Source organism: Photobacterium sp. 270122K (assembly GCF_059941365.1).
This window is the reverse complement of sequence record NZ_JBPOEN010000008.1, coordinates 31,260-46,965: the sequence shown is the minus strand read 5'-3', so window position 1 is coordinate 46,965 and position 15,706 is coordinate 31,260. Positions and strand designations below refer to the sequence as shown.

Here is a 15,706-nt window from a genome sequence, read left to right as displayed (position 1 = left end):
CCCCTTCCTTTTTGCAGTTATGCCTTTTCTGGGTGAAATGAGATAAAAAAGGTTGATGCCTCGCATCAACCTTTTTTGTTTTGGGCGTGAATTTGCGCCGGTATTACAACAACGCTTTCAGGCGATACAGCTCATCCAATGCCTGACGTGGGGTCATTTCATCGGGATTGACTTTGGCCAGTGCTTCTTCCACTTCGCTAGGCTCCGGGATCAAACTCAGTTGGTTCTCAACCCGTGGCACGGCTGTGGTGCTGAGCGTGCCGGCTTGTGGTGCAACGGCTTGCTGGTGGCCACTGGCTTCCAACTGCTGCAGTTTGAATTTGGCACGCTTGATCACAGGTTTAGGTACACCCGCCAGGCTGGCGACCGCCAAGCCGTAAGACTTGCTGGCTGCGCCTTCTTGTACCGCGTGCATGAAGGCGATCTCGTCGCCGTGCTCAACCGCATCCAAGTGAACATTGGCAAGACCGTCAATCAACGATGGCAGTTCAGTCAACTCGAAATAGTGTGTGGCAAATAACGTCATGGCGGCGATTTTCTCTGCCAGCCATTCGGCACTGGCCCACGCCAGTGACAGACCGTCATACGTACTGGTGCCACGACCAATTTCATCCATCAACACCAAGCTGTGCTTTGTCGCGTTGTGCAGGATGTTAGCGGTTTCGGTCATCTCGACCATGAAGGTCGAGCGGCCAGAGGCCAGATCATCCGATGCACCGATACGGGTGAAAATGCGATCTAATGGGCCGATCTTCACCGCTTCAGCCGGTACAAAGGAACCGACGTGCGCCAGCAGCGCGATCAACGCCGTTTGACGCATGTAGGTCGATTTACCACCCATGTTTGGACCGGTGATGATCAGCATACGACGATCTTGATGCAGCGAAATCGGGTTAGCGATAAACGGCTCACTCAATACTTGCTCAACCACGGGGTGACGACCGGCACTGATCGTAATACCCGGTTGTTCCACCAACTCTGGACGGCAGTAGTTAAGGGTATCGGCACGCTCAGCCAAGTTCGCCAATACATCCAATTCTGACAGCGCACTGGCGGCATTTTGTAGCTGCTCAAGGTGCGGTAACAGCAGGTCAAACAGCTCATCCCACAGTTTCTTCTCTAAAGCCAAGGCCTTAGATTTAGAGTTCAGCACTTTGTCTTCGTGTGCTTTCAATTCCGGAATGATGTAACGTTCCGCATTTTTCAGCGTTTGACGACGCACATAGTGGCTTGGCACTAAATGGCTTTGGCCGCGGCTGACCTGAATGAAGAAACCGTGTACTTGGTTGAAGCCCACTTTCAGGCTGTCGATGTCGTGGCGCTCACGCTCACTCGCTTCCAGTTCATCAAGGAACTTGGTCGCCCCGTCAGCCAAGTCGCGCCATTCATCCAACTCCGCGTTATACCCCGTAGCCAACACGCCACCGTCACGGATCACCACAGGCGGGTTTTCCATGATGGCACGTTCCAGTAGTTCACACAGATCGTCCATCGGTGCCGCTGCTTGAGCGAGCTGACCAATGCGCGGTTGGCTGATGTCGCTCAGTAGTTCGCTGACTTCCGGTAAGTGTTGCAGGGCGGTACGCATACGGGCTAAATCGCGTGGGCGGGCAGAACGCAGCGCAAGACGAGCAAGAATACGTTCCAGATCGCCCATGTGGCGTAATACGCCAGCCAGATCCAAAAACAGGCCCGTATCTTTAAAGGCACTGATGGCATCTAAACGGCCGTTAAGCTGTTTTTGATCGCGAATAGGCTGATGCAGCCAGCGTTTCAGTAAGCGGCTACCCATTGGGGTCGCAGTGTGATCCAGTACCGAGGCCAAGGTGTTGTCAAAGCCGCCGGACAGGTTTTGCGTTAGTTCCAAATTACGACGGGTGGCGGCATCCAAAATGACGGCGTGATCTTTGGTGTCTTGGGTAATGGCGCGAATATGCGGCAGAGCTGTACGCTGGGTGTCTTTCACGTACTGCAGCAAACAACCGGCAGCACACAGGCCACGTTCCGCGTTTTCAACCCCGAAGCCGACTAAATCGCGGGTACCAAATTGCATTGTCAATTGTTGACGTGCGGTGTCGAGATCAAATTCCCACACCGGACGACGGCGGCTGCCTTTGATGTGTTGCAGCAGGCCGGGCAGGGCAAAATCTTCCGGGTACAGCAGTTCCGCCGGGCTGGTGCGTTGCAGTTCTGCCTGCATCGCTTCTTCCGTTTCTGGCTCGGTGAGCATGAAGCGGCCAGAGGTGATATCCAACGTGGCATAGCCGAAGGCATTGCCGTGCTGGTAGATCGCAGCGATCAGGTTATCGTGACGTTCATTGAGCAGGGCTTCATCGCTGACGGTGCCTGGGGTAATAATGCGCACCACTTTACGCTCTACCGGCCCTTTGCTTGTCGCGGGATCGCCAATTTGCTCACAGATTGCCGCCGATACCCCTTGTTGTACCAATTTCGCCAGGTAGCCTTCGATAGAGTGATACGGCACGCCTGCCATCGGGATAGGCTCACCGTTAGAGGCACCGCGTTTGGTCAACGAGATATCGAGAAGTTGGGAAGCGCGTTTGGCGTCATCAAAGAATAATTCGTAGAAGTCACCCATGCGGTAAAACAGCAGGATATCAGGGTTTTCGGCCTTGATCCGTAAAAACTGCTGCATCATAGGTGTGTGCTTTTCTATGCCTTTTATGGTCACGATTTTGCCTGCTCGTAGTGCCGGTCGGGTCGCTGGCGCGCCGCCATGTCCGGGGAAATTTCTGACCGCTTAGGATACGTGAATCGCTGCGTGGGGCAAAGAGCCGAGAAGGATTTTTGATCGCAGAATAAAGGGCATGTTGACGGTGATCGCCATGGGCGTGTCCTTGCGTCTCCGTTGCTCCTTGAAGCGGTGCAGAGTAAGGTATAAGCCCATAAGGACACATGCCGTCGATGGGTGTGTCATCGGTGATGAATAACAGGAAGACAGCGATGGAACTTGCAGTGCAACTTGGCCAGCGATTGGCTCGCCAGCAATGGGTAGCAGCCACGGCGGAATCGTGTACCGGTGGCGGGATCGCGAGTGCGATCACCGAGGTGGCCGGCAGCTCGGCATGGTTTGACCGGGCCTTTATTACCTATAGCAATGACGCGAAGCAGGACATGCTCGGCGTTGCCGCGCATACTCTCAATGAACATGGGGCGGTCAGTGAAGCGGTGGTGCATGAGATGGCGCGTGGGGCTTTGGCGCATTCGTTAGCCCATATCAGTGTCGCTGTCAGTGGCATTGCGGGGCCAGGGGGCGGCAGTGAGGCCAAACCGGTGGGGACGGTGTGGCTCGCGTGGGCGGATCATACGGGCTGGCTGTGTGCGCGCTGTTACCACTTTCACGGTGATCGCCACGCCGTGCGTCAGCAGGCGATTGAAGCCGCGTTGAACGGGGTGATCCAGCGTGTGGATACCGTCGCAAAAGCGTGAGAGTGATCAACAACAAACGATGTCCGAAGAAAAAAGTTTTATCCAGTGCTAGACACTGTATGAATAGACAGTATACTAGTCATCATTATCAGTACTTAATCTAAGCATTAATTCAGCATCCTTGGGAGAGTCGAATGGACGACAATAAGCAGAAGGCACTTGCCGCCGCATTAGGTCAAATTGAAAAACAATTCGGTAAAGGCTCGATCATGAAGTTGGGCGATAACCGCACAATGGATGTTGAGACCGTGTCTACTGGTTCGTTATCGTTGGATATCGCCTTGGGTGCGGGTGGCCTGCCAATGGGCCGTATCGTTGAAATTTACGGTCCGGAATCATCAGGTAAAACCACACTAACGCTAGAAGTGATTGCCGCTGCACAGCGTCAAGGCAAAACCTGTGCCTTCATTGATGCTGAGCACGCCCTTGACCCAATCTACGCGAAAAAATTGGGCGTAGATATTGACCAGCTATTGGTTTCTCAGCCAGATACCGGCGAACAAGCATTGGAAATCGCTGACGCCCTAGCGCGTTCTGGCGCCGTGGATATTCTGGTGGTTGACTCCGTTGCCGCGCTAACACCGAAGGCAGAAATCGAAGGTGAAATGGGTGATTCACACATGGGTCTGCAGGCACGTATGTTGTCGCAGGCAATGCGTAAATTGACCGGTAACCTGAAGCAGTCAAACTGTATGTGTATCTTCATCAACCAGATCCGTATGAAGATCGGTGTGATGTTTGGTAACCCAGAAACCACCACAGGTGGTAATGCGCTGAAGTTCTACGCCTCTGTACGTCTTGATATTCGTCGTACGGGTGCGGTGAAAGAAGGCGACGAAGTGGTGGGTAACGAAACGCGCATCAAAGTGGTGAAAAACAAGATTGCGGCACCGTTTAAACAAGCGGAAACCCAAATTTTGTACGGCTTGGGCTTTAACCGTAATGGCGAGCTGATTGACTTGGGTGTGAAGCACAAGTTCATTGAAAAAGCGGGCGCATGGTACAGCTACAAAGGCGATAAGATCGGCCAAGGTAAAGCAAACTCTTGTAAATACCTTGCTGAAAACCCGGCTATCGCAGCAGAAATTGAAAAGTCACTGCGTGATTTGCTGCTGAATAACCCTGAGCATGATGCGGCGGCGGGTAGCGAGCCAAGCCTGAAAGAAATGGATGCCGAAGACGAAGAGTTCTAATTTCTCGCCTTCCCAAGAGCCCTGCTAAGCAGGGCTTTTTTGTATGTGTTATTTATGCTCAACGCCGTTAAGGCGTTCGTTGCCATGCTAAATGGTGGCCTTTGGGGTTTTCGCCAAGGCAATACGTCCGCCCCTTGTAGCGATGTGCTGCACAATCCGTGAGCTGAAATTGCCCCATTTCTCAACATAACGTTTCCCGTATTGCCTGCCGTTGTTTTACAATAACCTTCAAAGAATTTATGTTAGTTCAATCACTGTCTTCCCCGTGCGTCCTACCTTGGGCGGGAGGAAGCAATAGGTGATGGGAAAATCACCAAATTCGACTATTCAGTTTACAGAAAAGCATTATTCAGGAATTGCCAATGTACATGAGCACTGATGAGGTACGTAACGCGTTCCTCAAGTTCTTTGAAAGCAAAGGACACCAAATCGTAGAGAGTTCATCGTTAGTGCCACACAACGATCCAACCTTGCTATTTACTAACGCAGGGATGAACCAATTTAAAGATTGCTTCCTAGGCCTTGAAAAGCGTGCCTACACGCGTGCGACAACCGCACAGCGTTGTGTACGTGCTGGCGGTAAGCACAACGATTTGGAAAACGTGGGTTTCACCGCGCGTCACCACACTTTCTTTGAAATGCTGGGTAACTTCAGCTTTGGTGATTACTTCAAAGAAGATGCCATCTCATTTGCTTGGGAATTCCTGACTGAGGTGCTTCAGCTGCCAAAAGATCGTTTGCTTGTCACGGTTTACCAAACCGATGACGAAGCTTTCGACATTTGGAACAAAGCGGTTGGCATTCCGGCTGAACGTATCATCCGTATCGGTGATAAAGAAGGCGGTAAGGCGTTTGAGTCTGACAACTTCTGGCAGATGGGTGATACGGGTCCATGTGGTCCATGTACTGAAATTTTCTACGACCATGGCGCACACATTGCCGGTGGTCCTCCGGGCTCTCCTGATGAAGACGGCGACCGTTTCATCGAGATCTGGAACAACGTATTTATGCAGTTCAACCGTCACGCAGACGGCACTATGGAACCGCTACCTAAGCCATCAGTAGATACCGGTATGGGTATCGAGCGTATCTCTGCGATCATGCAGGGTGTGCACTCAAACTACGAAATCGACATCTTCCAGCGCTTGATCAAAGAAGCGGCGGCGGTGATCGGGTTTGACGATCTTAGCAACCAGTCACTACGCGTTGTGGCTGACCACATCCGTTCATGTGCGTTCTTGATCGCCGATGGCGTGATGCCGTCAAACGAAGGCCGTGGTTACGTGTTACGTCGTATTATTCGTCGTGCCGTACGTCATGGTAACAAGCTGGGTGCGAAAGGCTCTTACTTCTACAAGTTGGTGGGTCCACTGGCTGACGTGATGGGCAGCGCAGGCGCAGAGCTGAAAAAACAGCAAGAATTGGTTGAGAAAGTACTGAAAATCGAAGAAGAAAACTTCGGTCGTACGCTTGATCGCGGCATGGATATTCTGGCTGAAGCGCTAGATAACCTAGACGGCAACATGCTTGACGGCGAAACGGTATTCAAACTGTACGACACATACGGTTTCCCTGCTGATTTGACCAACGATGTAGCGCGTGAGCGTGGTTTCTCTATCGATGAAGAAGGCTTCAACGATGCAATGGAATCACAGCGTCAGCGTGCACGTGAAGCGGGTCAGTTCGGTGTGGACTACAACAACGCAATCAAAGTCGATGCAGAAACCGCATTCTGTGGCTACAACGCGACGACCGGTGAAGCAACGGTGGTTGCCCTGTACCGTGATGGCGAGCAAGTTGACGGCGTTAATGCCGGTGAAGACGTGCTGGTTGTTCTGGACAACACCCCATTCTACGCCGAGTCAGGCGGTCAGTGTGGTGATACCGGTGTGCTAAACGCACAAGGTGTACAGTTCAATGTTGCAGATACCCAGAAATTCGGCGCGGCCATTGGTCACAAAGGTCAGGTGTCTGAAGGCAGCTTGAGCGTGGGTGACAAGTTGATGGCAACGGTAGATGCTGCACGTCGTGCCGCGGTGAGCCTAAACCACTCAGCAACACACCTGATGCATGCTGCACTGCGCAACCTATTGGGTGAGCACGTGGCACAGAAAGGTTCATTGGTAAAAGCCGATGGCCTGCGTTTTGACTTCTCTCACCTAGAAGCGGTGAAGCCAGAAGAACTGCGTGAAGTTGAGCGTGTCGTGAACGAGCAAATCCGCCGTAACCACGCGATCAGCACGGACATCATGGACATCGAATCAGCCAAAGAAAAAGGCGCTATGGCGCTGTTTGGCGAAAAATACGATGACGAAGTACGCGTACTGAGCATGGGTGATTTCTCGGTAGAACTGTGTGGTGGTATCCATGCGGCGAACACCGGTGACATCGGTCTGTTTAAGATCGTTTCTGAAGGCGGTATCGCGGCAGGCGTACGTCGTATCGAAGCGGTAACGGGCGAAGCGGCAATCGCAGCCCTGCACGCACAAGAAGCACTACTGGCAGAAACAGCAAGCCTAGTGAAATCTGACGCGGCGTCTGTGGCAACAAAAGTGAGCGCACTGGTTGCACACAGCAAGCAGTTGGAAAAAGAAATCCAGCAGCTAAAAGACAAGCTAGCGGCACAAGAAAGTGCTGATCTGATCAACCAGGCGCAAGAGATCAACGGCGTGAAAGTCTTGATCGCGAAACTGGACGGTGCGGACAACAAAGCCCTACGTGGCATGGTTGACGAACTGAAGAACCAGATGGGTAGCGGTGTGGTTGTACTGGGTAACGTCAGCGAAGGCAAAGTGGGTCTTATCGCGGGCGTAACCAAAGATCTGATCGGCAAAGTAAAAGCTGGTGATCTGGTTAATCTTGTGGCGCTACAAGTTGGCGGTAAGGGCGGTGGTCGTCCTGATATGGCACAAGCGGGTGGTACCGATGCAGCGGCATTGCCAGCTGCACTAGAATCGGTTGCTCCTTGGTTGGCTGACAAACTGTAAGAGTGGAGAGGTGCAGTGGCACTATTGGTGCAGAAATTTGGTGGCACATCGGTAGGGGATATCGAACGCATTGAAGCGGTTGCTGAGCGCGTGATTCAAGCGCGCCAGCAAGGTCATCAAATTGTCGTGGTCGTGTCCGCAATGGCGGGCGAAACAAACCGTTTATTGGGTTTGGCTAAACAGGTGGATGACGTTCCTGATCAGCGTGAGCTGGACGTCCTGTTATCAACAGGGGAACAGGTCACGATCGCGTTATTGGCGATGGCATTGAACAAGCGCGGTTTCCGTGCGACGTCAATGACGGCGGATCAAGTCACCATCCGAACGGATAATGCATTTAATAATGCCAGCATCATGCAGGTAGACACTGATAACCTGACGCCTCTGTTGAACGCTGGCCACATTGTTGTTGTGGCTGGCTTTCAAGGGCGTGATAGCGGTAACAACATCACGACCTTGGGGCGCGGCGGCTCAGACACTACCGCAGTCGCGATTGCGAGTGCGTTGCGCGCGGACGAGTGTCAGATCTTTACCGATGTCGACGGGGTGTATACCACGGACCCTCGGTTAGTGACGACCGCTCGCCGTTTGTCGTCGATTCATTTCGATGATATGACGACAATGGCACGTTTTGGTGCAAAAGTGCTACAATTACAGTCGGTTGAATATGCTCAATCGCATCAGGTTCCTTTACGTGTGTTGTCGTCCTTCGAAGAAGGAGAGGGCACACTTGTCGACTTTTCTGTCTCATCGTCACAGACGGCCGTCGGTGTCGCCGTGATGAGCCAGCAGTTATTAGTCCGTATCGATGCCCCGTTTCACGCGGTCAGAGAGCGGCTGACGCTGTTAGGCTTGGATGCATGGTGCTATGCTGATGACAGTGATGCCACACTTGTTGTGGTGGCCAATGATGAGCTGGCGCGACTGAAGTGGGGGATGCATGTCCCGACGATCACGGTGGCAGGGGTATCTACCTTGTCATTGGTGGGCGAACACGTTAGTCCGTTGCGTGACGCATTGCAGGCCATGATGGCAGAGATGGGGCTGACAATTTATCAACAAAAACAATCCAAACGCTGTTTATCTATCTTGATTAATAGTGTGGATCAGCAGTTAGCGGTTGATGGCATCCACAAAAAGTTTGTGGTTGACGCCGAAAGTCTGGATAATCGAACAATTCTCGCTGTTTCTTGATCAGTGAGCTTTTACGAAATGTAAAAATTGTTGGATACGCCAACGTTAACTCTTATAAAGCTGAGATTACTCAAGGAGCACACGAATGCTAATTTTGACACGCCGCGTAGGCGAAACGCTAATGATCGGTGATGAAGTAACTGTTACTGTACTTGGTGTGAAAGGTAACCAAGTCCGTATCGGTGTAAATGCACCTAAAGAAGTTTCTGTGCACCGCGAAGAAATCTACATGCGCATTCAAGCAGAAAAAGAAACGGGTTCCCAGGGTTCTGGTAACTACTAATTTGAAGAAGGTCAGCCAATGGGCTGGCCTTTTTTAATTGTCCGGTTTGCTGTCGTAAAAATAAGGGAAAGTGACGGAATACTCGGTTGTTATGCTTGGTAAATTGCCGTATTGGCCATTAAGTGCGCATCCGTGTCGTAAGTGTCATTTTTTCACAATAAAATGTTTGACTTATTTTTGCCTGTCAGTAATATGGGCCCCCGCAAGACGGTGAGGTGGCCGAGAGGCTGAAGGCGCTCCCCTGCTAAGGGAGTATACGGCTTAATACCGTATCGAGGGTTCGAATCCCTCCTTCACCGCCATCCTTTCTTCGAGAGGATAAGCGGAAACAAAATAGTGCGCGCGTAGCTCAGCTGGATAGAGTACCTGGCTACGAACCAGGCGGTCGGAGGTTCGAATCCTCCCGCGCGCACCATCAGATTTACGGTGAGGTGGCCGAGAGGCTGAAGGCGCTCCCCTGCTAAGGGAGTATACGGCTTAATACCGTATCGAGGGTTCGAATCCCTCCTTCACCGCCATTCTTTCTTAGCAAAAAGAATACGGAAACAAACAGTGCGCGCGTAGCTCAGCTGGATAGAGTACCTGGCTACGAACCAGGCGGTCGGAGGTTCGAATCCTCCCGCGCGCACCATCATTTAAAGCGATGAGCTATAACTTAGCTTGTTGTTGCAACACCGAATTAGTGCGCGCGTAGCTCAGCTGGATAGAGTACCTGGCTACGAACCAGGCGGTCGGAGGTTCGAATCCTCCCGCGCGCACCATCTAATTTGCGGTGAGGTGGCCGAGAGGCTGAAGGCGCTCCCCTGCTAAGGGAGTATACGGCTTAATACCGTATCGAGGGTTCGAATCCCTCCTTCACCGCCATTATTTGCTTGATAAGATCTGTCACATGATGTGAAATAATCTTGTTAATGCAAACTGTCTTTCCTAGCAGGAAGACACAGCAACACACAGTGCGCGCGTAGCTCAGCTGGATAGAGTACCTGGCTACGAACCAGGCGGTCGGAGGTTCGAATCCTCCCGCGCGCACCACTTCTCTTAGGTATCAATGGATTGTTACTGAAGCCAATACGGAAACGCATTGGCCGTTAGGTGTTTTCCTAACAAAACAATTTGATGTTTTCCAAGAGAACATAGCAACACATCAGTGCGCGCGTAGCTCAGCTGGATAGAGTACCTGGCTACGAACCAGGCGGTCGGAGGTTCGAATCCTCCCGCGCGCACCATTATTTAAAGTGATGAGCCTCAATGCTTGTTACTGTTACACCGATTTAGTGCGCGCGTAGCTCAGCTGGATAGAGTACCTGGCTACGAACCAGGCGGTCGGAGGTTCGAATCCTCCCGCGCGCACCATTATTTAAAGTGATGAGCCTCAATGCTTGTTACTGTTACACCGATTTAGTGCGCGCGTAGCTCAGCTGGATAGAGTACCTGGCTACGAACCAGGCGGTCGGAGGTTCGAATCCTCCCGCGCGCACCATTATTTAAAGTGATAAGCCTCAATGCTTGTTACTGTTACACCGATTTAGTGCGCGCGTAGCTCAGCTGGATAGAGTACCTGGCTACGAACCAGGCGGTCGGAGGTTCGAATCCTCCCGCGCGCACCATTATTTAAAGTGATAAGCCTCAATGCTTGTTGCTGTTACACCGATTTAGTGCGCGCGTAGCTCAGCTGGATAGAGTACCTGGCTACGAACCAGGCGGTCGGAGGTTCGAATCCTCCCGCGCGCACCATTATTTAAAGTGATAAGCCTCAATGCTTGTTGCTGTTACACCGATTTAGTGCGCGCGTAGCTCAGCTGGATAGAGTACCTGGCTACGAACCAGGCGGTCGGAGGTTCGAATCCTCCCGCGCGCACCATTATTTAAAGTGATAAGCCTCAATGCTTGTTACTGTTACACCGATTTAGTGCGCGCGTAGCTCAGCTGGATAGAGTACCTGGCTACGAACCAGGCGGTCGGAGGTTCGAATCCTCCCGCGCGCACCATTATTTAAAGTGATAAGCCTCAATGCTTATTGCTGTTACACCGATTTAGTGCGCGCGTAGCTCAGCTGGATAGAGTACCTGGCTACGAACCAGGCGGTCGGAGGTTCGAATCCTCCCGCGCGCACCATTATTTAAAGTGATAAGCCTCAATGCTTATTGCTGTTACACCGATTTAGTGCGCGCGTAGCTCAGCTGGATAGAGTACCTGGCTACGAACCAGGCGGTCGGAGGTTCGAATCCTCCCGCGCGCACCATCATTTAAAAAGCTCAGCTTCGGCTGGGCTTTTTTTATGCCTGCAATTTCGCCTCACATCGCTTCCTCAAAGCTTTTCCCGCTAAGATGATAGATTGGTCATTTTGTCGACAAGATCGAATTATGGCCGATTGAGCGCTGCATAATTAACCGACTGTGATACTCACCTCATAACATCCCAGCTTTCTGCTTTATTTTAGTCACATCAACTCTCCGCATTCCGTTTACGTAAGCGGAACATGATCGCTGGCAACGCCCAGTATCTCTGGTTTTAGGTCGGTATGAGTGAGAGGGGCTCGCGTGTAACAAGCAATGAATCGTGTGCTCTGTCCGGATTTTTCCGCTTATTTCGTAAAAGTACTACCAAATACGCAAAAATAGGTTAAATTGTCGGCACTATTTGCGTTGTTGTTAATCATATTGACATAATTTTACGTGTCATGATAATTGTTAACGCGCCAGTCACAAAAATAAATGAAAGGAAGCATTATGGCAGATTTAGGCCCTTTGTTGTGGGAAGCAGCAACTATCATGGTCACCGGTATGGTCGTGGTCTTTCTGTTTCTCAGTATCCTGATCTATCTCGTTACGTTGTTGGCAAAGTTTGCACCGAAAGATGCACCGCCAGCCCCAGTGGCCAACAAGCCATCCTCAACCGCCGTGAATCACAATGGCGTTCAGCCTGAAATCGTTGCGGCGATCTCTGCTGCTGTACATCAATACCGTCGGCAAAATGCCTAAATCGGTGGGGGATTTTCCCCGTCATTGATTTTTTTGTGATTTTTAGGATGTTATTTCTACAAGGAGTTTGTGAGCATGTCCAAGCCTTTAGCGATCACTGACGTTGTGTTACGTGATGCCCATCAGTCTCTCTTTGCGACTCGCCTACGTATTGACGATATGCTGCCCATTGCGGCGCAGTTGGACGATATTGGTTATTGGTCTCTTGAGACCTGGGGGGGCGCAACATTTGATGCCTGTATCCGTTACCTGGGTGAAGATCCGTGGGAACGCCTGCGTTTGCTAAAGCAAGCCATGCCGAAAACCCCGATGCAAATGTTACTGCGCGGGCAGAATCTCCTCGGCTACCGTCACTACGCGGATGACGTGGTCGAAAAATTTGTTGAGCGTGCCCATCATAACGGGATGGATGTGTTCCGTATCTTTGATGCGATGAACGATGTGCGCAACTTTGAAAAAGCCGTAAAAGCCACGGTCGACGTGGGTGCGCATGCTCAGGGAACGCTGTCGTACACGACCAGCCCTGTTCACAATGCAGACACTTGGGTGGATTTGGCCAAGCGCCTTGAAGACTTAGGCTGTCACTCTTTGTGTATCAAAGACATGGCCGGTTTGCTTAAGCCGTATGAAGCGGAAGAGCTGATCACGCGGATTAAAGCCTCGTGTGATGTACCATTGGCGCTGCATTGCCATGCCACGACCGGTCTTTCTGCGGCAACGGCCGTGAAAGCCGTCGAAGCAGGGATTGATATTCTCGATACATCCATTTCTTCTATGAGCCAAACCTATGGTCATACCCCGACGGAAACCGTGATTGCAATGCTGCAAGGTACCGCGCGTGATACGCAGTTGGATCTGCAGAAACTGGAGCCGATCGCCACTTACTTCCGTCAGGTACGTAAGAAGTACGCCAAGTTTGAAGGCAGCCTGAAAGGGGTTGATGCACGTATTTTAACGGCGCAAGTACCGGGCGGCATGCTGACAAATATGGAAAGCCAGTTGAAAGAGCAAGGCGCGTCAGATCGTTTTGATGAAGTGTTGGAAGAAATTCCACGCGTACGTGAAGATCTGGGCTTCATTCCATTGGTGACGCCAACCTCACAGATTGTCGGCACACAAGCCGTGATTAACGTGCTGACTGGCGAGCGTTACAAGAGCATCAGTAAAGAAACCGCCGGTATCCTTAAAGGTGAATACGGTGCGGCACCGGCCCCTGTGAATGCAGAGCTGCAAGCGCGCGTGCTAGACGGTGCGTCTCCGGTAACATGTCGTCCGGCTGATTTGTTGAAAGCCGAATTGCATACCCTGACCGATGAGCTGTTGGCGAAGGCCAAGGCAGACAACATCCGTTTGGCCGATGCGCAAGTGGATGACGTATTGACGTATGCGCTGTTCCCTCAGGTAGGGCTTAACTTCCTGAAAAACCGTGACAATGCCGCCGCCTTTGAACCGGCACCAGGCACCGAGCCAAACGTGAAAGCGCCGGTATCGGCAGCCGCCGCTCCTGTGGCGAAAGCGGGCGGGATTGAAGCCTACAGCGTGAAAGTGAATGGCCAAGTGTACAACGTGGAAGTCGGGCCGGAAGGCGAACTTGCTTCCGTTGCGGCAGCCTCTGCCCCTGTGGCCGCTGCGCCGGCACCCGTGGCCAGTAGCGCTGAAGCGATCCCTGCACCGTTGGCGGGTAATATCTTCAAAATTAATGTGCAGCCGGGTCATCAAGTCTCTGAAGGAGATGTATTGGTTATCCTTGAAGCGATGAAGATGGAAACCGAGATCCGTGCGGCGCGTAGCGGTATCGTACAAGATCTGCTGGTGAAAGAAGGGGACTCTGTCACTGTAGGCTCACCGATTTTGAGCTTGACGTAAGAGGGATCCATGGAAGGTTTATTAACACTCTGGAATGAAACCGGGATTGCGCACTTTGAGCTCGGCCAAATCATTATGATGTTGGTGGGTGCCGGCTTATTGTTCTTAGCAATCAAAAAAGGCTTTGAACCGCTGTTGCTGTTACCGATGGGGTTCGGTGCCATTTTGGCAAACATTCCCAATGCGGGTTTCACGGATCCGGGCGGGCTGCTGTACTACATCTACTATGTTGGGATCGAGACGGGTATTTTTCCCTTATTGATCTTCATGGGGGTCGGCGCCATGACGGACTTCGGGGCGTTAATCGCGAACCCGAAGACTCTGTTGCTGGGGGCGGCCGCGCAATTTGGTATCTTCTTTACCTTGTTCGGGGCGATTTTCCTCAACGTGATCCCAGGGATGGAATTTACCTTAGCGGATGCATCCTCGATTGCGATTATCGGGGGCGCGGATGGCCCAACGGCGATTTTCCTCGCCAGTAAGCTGTCGCCGGATTTGCTTGGGGCCATTGCCGTTGCCGCTTACAGCTACATGGCATTGGTGCCGATCATTCAGCCGCCAATCATGAAAGCGCTCACCACACCGGAAGAGCGTAAGATCCAGATGAAGCAGCTGCGTGATGTGAGCAAGACAGAGAAAATCTTGTTCCCATTGGCGGTGTTACTGATGACGATCTTGTTCTTGCCAACGGCGACGCCGCTGGTTGGGATGTTCTGTCTGGGTAACTTAATGCGTGAATCAGGCGTGGTAGATCGTCTGTCTAACACGGTACAGAACGAATTGATTAACATCGTGACCATCATGTTGGGTCTGGGGGTCGGCTCGAAACTGGCCGCCGATCAGTTCCTACAGATGGAAACGCTGGGGATCTTGGTACTGGGTGCCGTGGCGTTCAGTGTCGGTACGGGCGGTGGCGTGTTAATGGCGAAATTGCTCAACCGCTACAGCAAAGAAGACATTAACCCATTGATCGGTGCGGCGGGTGTTTCTGCGGTACCAATGGCAGCGCGTGTGGTGAACAAAGTGGGCTTGGATGCCAACCCGCAAAACTTCCTATTGATGCATGCCATGGGCCCGAACGTGGCTGGGGTACTGGGGTCTGCGGTCGCAGCCGGTATTCTGCTGGCATTGGTGGGCGGCTAATCCCGCTTCGTCATCATTGGATACATATTGAAACGGGTAGCCATCGTGCTACCCGTTTTTTTTTCAGTCAAATACGTTATTGTAGTGCCCTTTCAATAGTGGGGTGGCGTGTGTTACCCCACGGTTTACCGATCGGAATGCGGGAAAGCCGCGTAGAGAAAACCAGAACAATGCTAGAGTTATTTCAAGGGGATGCCGCACTGTGGGTGCTGTTTAGCACCGGGGTATTGAGTGCGACGTTATTGCCAGGGGGCTCAGAAGCCAGCTTGGTGGCGGCACTGTCCGTTGGGGATCACCCTGTTTGGTTAGTCGTGGCCATTGCTACGCTAGGGAATACCTTGGGGGGCATGACCAACTATTGGATAGGTCGCTGGTTACCCAATAAAACTTCTCACGAAAAACACGGTCATAAAGCATTATTATGGCTAAAAAAATACGGCTACTGGTCGCTGCTTTTCAGTTGGTTACCGATCATTGGTGATCCGTTGTGTCTAGCGGCAGGGTGGCTGCGCATGCATCACTGGCTGAGCATGCTATTGATTTTGCTCGGTAAAGCGGCCCGTTATGCGGTGTTGGCGATGCTGGTTCAGGGTTTACTATAAGGAAGG

General features: G+C 51.9%; 10 protein-coding genes and 16 tRNA genes. 25 read left to right on the top strand and 1 reads right to left on the bottom strand.

What is annotated here, in order from left to right; translation table 11 throughout:
• Positions 1-103 precede the first annotated feature (103 nt).
• On the bottom strand, positions 104-2,659 hold the full coding sequence (gene mutS / locus ACSF8W_RS15005) for a DNA mismatch repair protein MutS (protein ID WP_500848055.1): 2,556 nt from the start codon (positions 2,657-2,659) through the stop codon (positions 104-106).
• A 305-nt stretch (positions 2,660-2,964) separates the two neighbouring features.
• On the opposite strand from mutS, the gene ACSF8W_RS15000 reads away from it, so the two are divergent.
• The 25 genes from ACSF8W_RS15000 to ACSF8W_RS14880 all read left to right on the top strand — a co-directional run bounded on the left by ACSF8W_RS15000 (position 2,965) and on the right by ACSF8W_RS14880 (position 15,700).
• A complete protein-coding gene (locus ACSF8W_RS15000) occupies positions 2,965-3,450 on the top strand; it encodes a CinA family protein (RefSeq protein ID WP_500848054.1) in 486 nt (161 codons plus the stop codon).
• Positions 3,451-3,584: 134 nt separating this feature from the next.
• Positions 3,585-4,643, top strand: coding sequence for a recombinase RecA (gene recA / locus ACSF8W_RS14995; protein ID WP_500848053.1), 1,059 nt, complete (start codon positions 3,585-3,587; stop codon positions 4,641-4,643).
• Positions 4,644-5,005: 362 nt separating this feature from the next.
• Positions 5,006-7,630 carry an alanine--tRNA ligase gene (gene alaS, locus ACSF8W_RS14990; protein ID WP_500848052.1) on the top strand — a complete coding sequence of 875 codons (2,625 nt, stop codon included), beginning with the start codon at positions 5,006-5,008 and terminating at the stop codon, positions 7,628-7,630.
• Positions 7,631-7,645: 15 nt separating this feature from the next.
• Entirely contained in the window at positions 7,646-8,824 is a 1,179-nt protein-coding gene (locus ACSF8W_RS14985; protein ID WP_500848051.1) for an aspartate kinase, read from the top strand.
• An 85-nt stretch (positions 8,825-8,909) separates the two neighbouring features.
• Entirely contained in the window at positions 8,910-9,107 is a 198-nt protein-coding gene (csrA, locus tag ACSF8W_RS14980; protein WP_036818084.1) for a carbon storage regulator CsrA, read from the top strand.
• 209 nt (positions 9,108-9,316) lie between these two features.
• Positions 9,317-9,409, top strand: a tRNA-Ser gene (locus ACSF8W_RS14975).
• A 36-nt stretch (positions 9,410-9,445) separates the two neighbouring features.
• Positions 9,446-9,522, top strand: a tRNA-Arg gene (locus ACSF8W_RS14970).
• Between the two features lie 10 nt (positions 9,523-9,532).
• A tRNA-Ser gene (locus ACSF8W_RS14965) sits at positions 9,533-9,625 on the top strand.
• A gap of 36 nt (positions 9,626-9,661) precedes the next feature.
• Positions 9,662-9,738 (top strand) — tRNA-Arg (locus ACSF8W_RS14960).
• A gap of 53 nt (positions 9,739-9,791) precedes the next feature.
• A tRNA-Arg gene (locus ACSF8W_RS14955) sits at positions 9,792-9,868 on the top strand.
• A gap of 10 nt (positions 9,869-9,878) precedes the next feature.
• Positions 9,879-9,971, top strand: a tRNA-Ser gene (locus tag ACSF8W_RS14950).
• Between the two features lie 91 nt (positions 9,972-10,062).
• Positions 10,063-10,139, top strand: a tRNA-Arg gene (locus ACSF8W_RS14945).
• Positions 10,140-10,256: 117 nt separating this feature from the next.
• A tRNA-Arg gene (locus ACSF8W_RS14940) sits at positions 10,257-10,333 on the top strand.
• A 50-nt stretch (positions 10,334-10,383) separates the two neighbouring features.
• Positions 10,384-10,460 (top strand) — tRNA-Arg (locus ACSF8W_RS14935).
• Positions 10,461-10,510: 50 nt separating this feature from the next.
• A tRNA-Arg gene (locus ACSF8W_RS14930) sits at positions 10,511-10,587 on the top strand.
• A 50-nt stretch (positions 10,588-10,637) separates the two neighbouring features.
• Positions 10,638-10,714 (top strand) — tRNA-Arg (locus ACSF8W_RS14925).
• A 50-nt stretch (positions 10,715-10,764) separates the two neighbouring features.
• Positions 10,765-10,841, top strand: a tRNA-Arg gene (locus ACSF8W_RS14920).
• 50 nt (positions 10,842-10,891) lie between these two features.
• A tRNA-Arg gene (locus ACSF8W_RS14915) sits at positions 10,892-10,968 on the top strand.
• Between the two features lie 50 nt (positions 10,969-11,018).
• Positions 11,019-11,095, top strand: a tRNA-Arg gene (locus tag ACSF8W_RS14910).
• A gap of 50 nt (positions 11,096-11,145) precedes the next feature.
• Positions 11,146-11,222, top strand: a tRNA-Arg gene (locus ACSF8W_RS14905).
• Between the two features lie 50 nt (positions 11,223-11,272).
• A tRNA-Arg gene (locus tag ACSF8W_RS14900) sits at positions 11,273-11,349 on the top strand.
• A 488-nt stretch (positions 11,350-11,837) separates the two neighbouring features.
• Entirely contained in the window at positions 11,838-12,089 is a 252-nt protein-coding gene (locus tag ACSF8W_RS14895; protein ID WP_500848050.1) for an oxaloacetate decarboxylase subunit gamma, read from the top strand.
• 75 nt (positions 12,090-12,164) lie between these two features.
• Entirely contained in the window at positions 12,165-13,955 is a 1,791-nt protein-coding gene (gene oadA, locus ACSF8W_RS14890; RefSeq protein ID WP_500848049.1) for a sodium-extruding oxaloacetate decarboxylase subunit alpha, read from the top strand.
• A gap of 9 nt (positions 13,956-13,964) precedes the next feature.
• Positions 13,965-15,098: a sodium ion-translocating decarboxylase subunit beta gene (locus ACSF8W_RS14885; protein WP_500848048.1), complete on the top strand. Its 1,134-nt coding sequence runs from the start codon at positions 13,965-13,967 to the stop codon at positions 15,096-15,098.
• Positions 15,099-15,268: 170 nt separating this feature from the next.
• The gene (locus tag ACSF8W_RS14880) at positions 15,269-15,700 is read left to right on the top strand and encodes a YqaA family protein (RefSeq protein ID WP_500848047.1); all 432 of its coding nucleotides are present in this window, start codon (positions 15,269-15,271) and stop codon (positions 15,698-15,700) included.
• The last annotated feature ends 6 nt before the right edge of the window (positions 15,701-15,706 follow it).

Bases quoted from the DNA above. Each gene is read 5' to 3' on its own strand.
- ACSF8W_RS14885 (WP_500848048.1), top strand. From the start codon at position 13,965: ATGGAAGGTTTATTAACACTCTGGAATGAAACCGGGATTGCGCACTTT.
- csrA (WP_036818084.1), top strand. From the start codon at position 8,910: ATGCTAATTTTGACACGCCGCGTAGGCGAAACGCTAATGATCGGTGAT.
- ACSF8W_RS14895 (WP_500848050.1), top strand. From the start codon at position 11,838: ATGGCAGATTTAGGCCCTTTGTTGTGGGAAGCAGCAACTATCATGGTC.
- oadA (WP_500848049.1), top strand. From the start codon at position 12,165: ATGTCCAAGCCTTTAGCGATCACTGACGTTGTGTTACGTGATGCCCAT.
- alaS (WP_500848052.1), top strand. From the start codon at position 5,006: ATGTACATGAGCACTGATGAGGTACGTAACGCGTTCCTCAAGTTCTTT.
- mutS (WP_500848055.1), bottom strand. From the start codon at position 2,659: ATGATGCAGCAGTTTTTACGGATCAAGGCCGAAAACCCTGATATCCTG.
- ACSF8W_RS14880 (WP_500848047.1), top strand. From the start codon at position 15,269: ATGCTAGAGTTATTTCAAGGGGATGCCGCACTGTGGGTGCTGTTTAGC.
- ACSF8W_RS15000 (WP_500848054.1), top strand. From the start codon at position 2,965: ATGGAACTTGCAGTGCAACTTGGCCAGCGATTGGCTCGCCAGCAATGG.
- recA (WP_500848053.1), top strand. From the start codon at position 3,585: ATGGACGACAATAAGCAGAAGGCACTTGCCGCCGCATTAGGTCAAATT.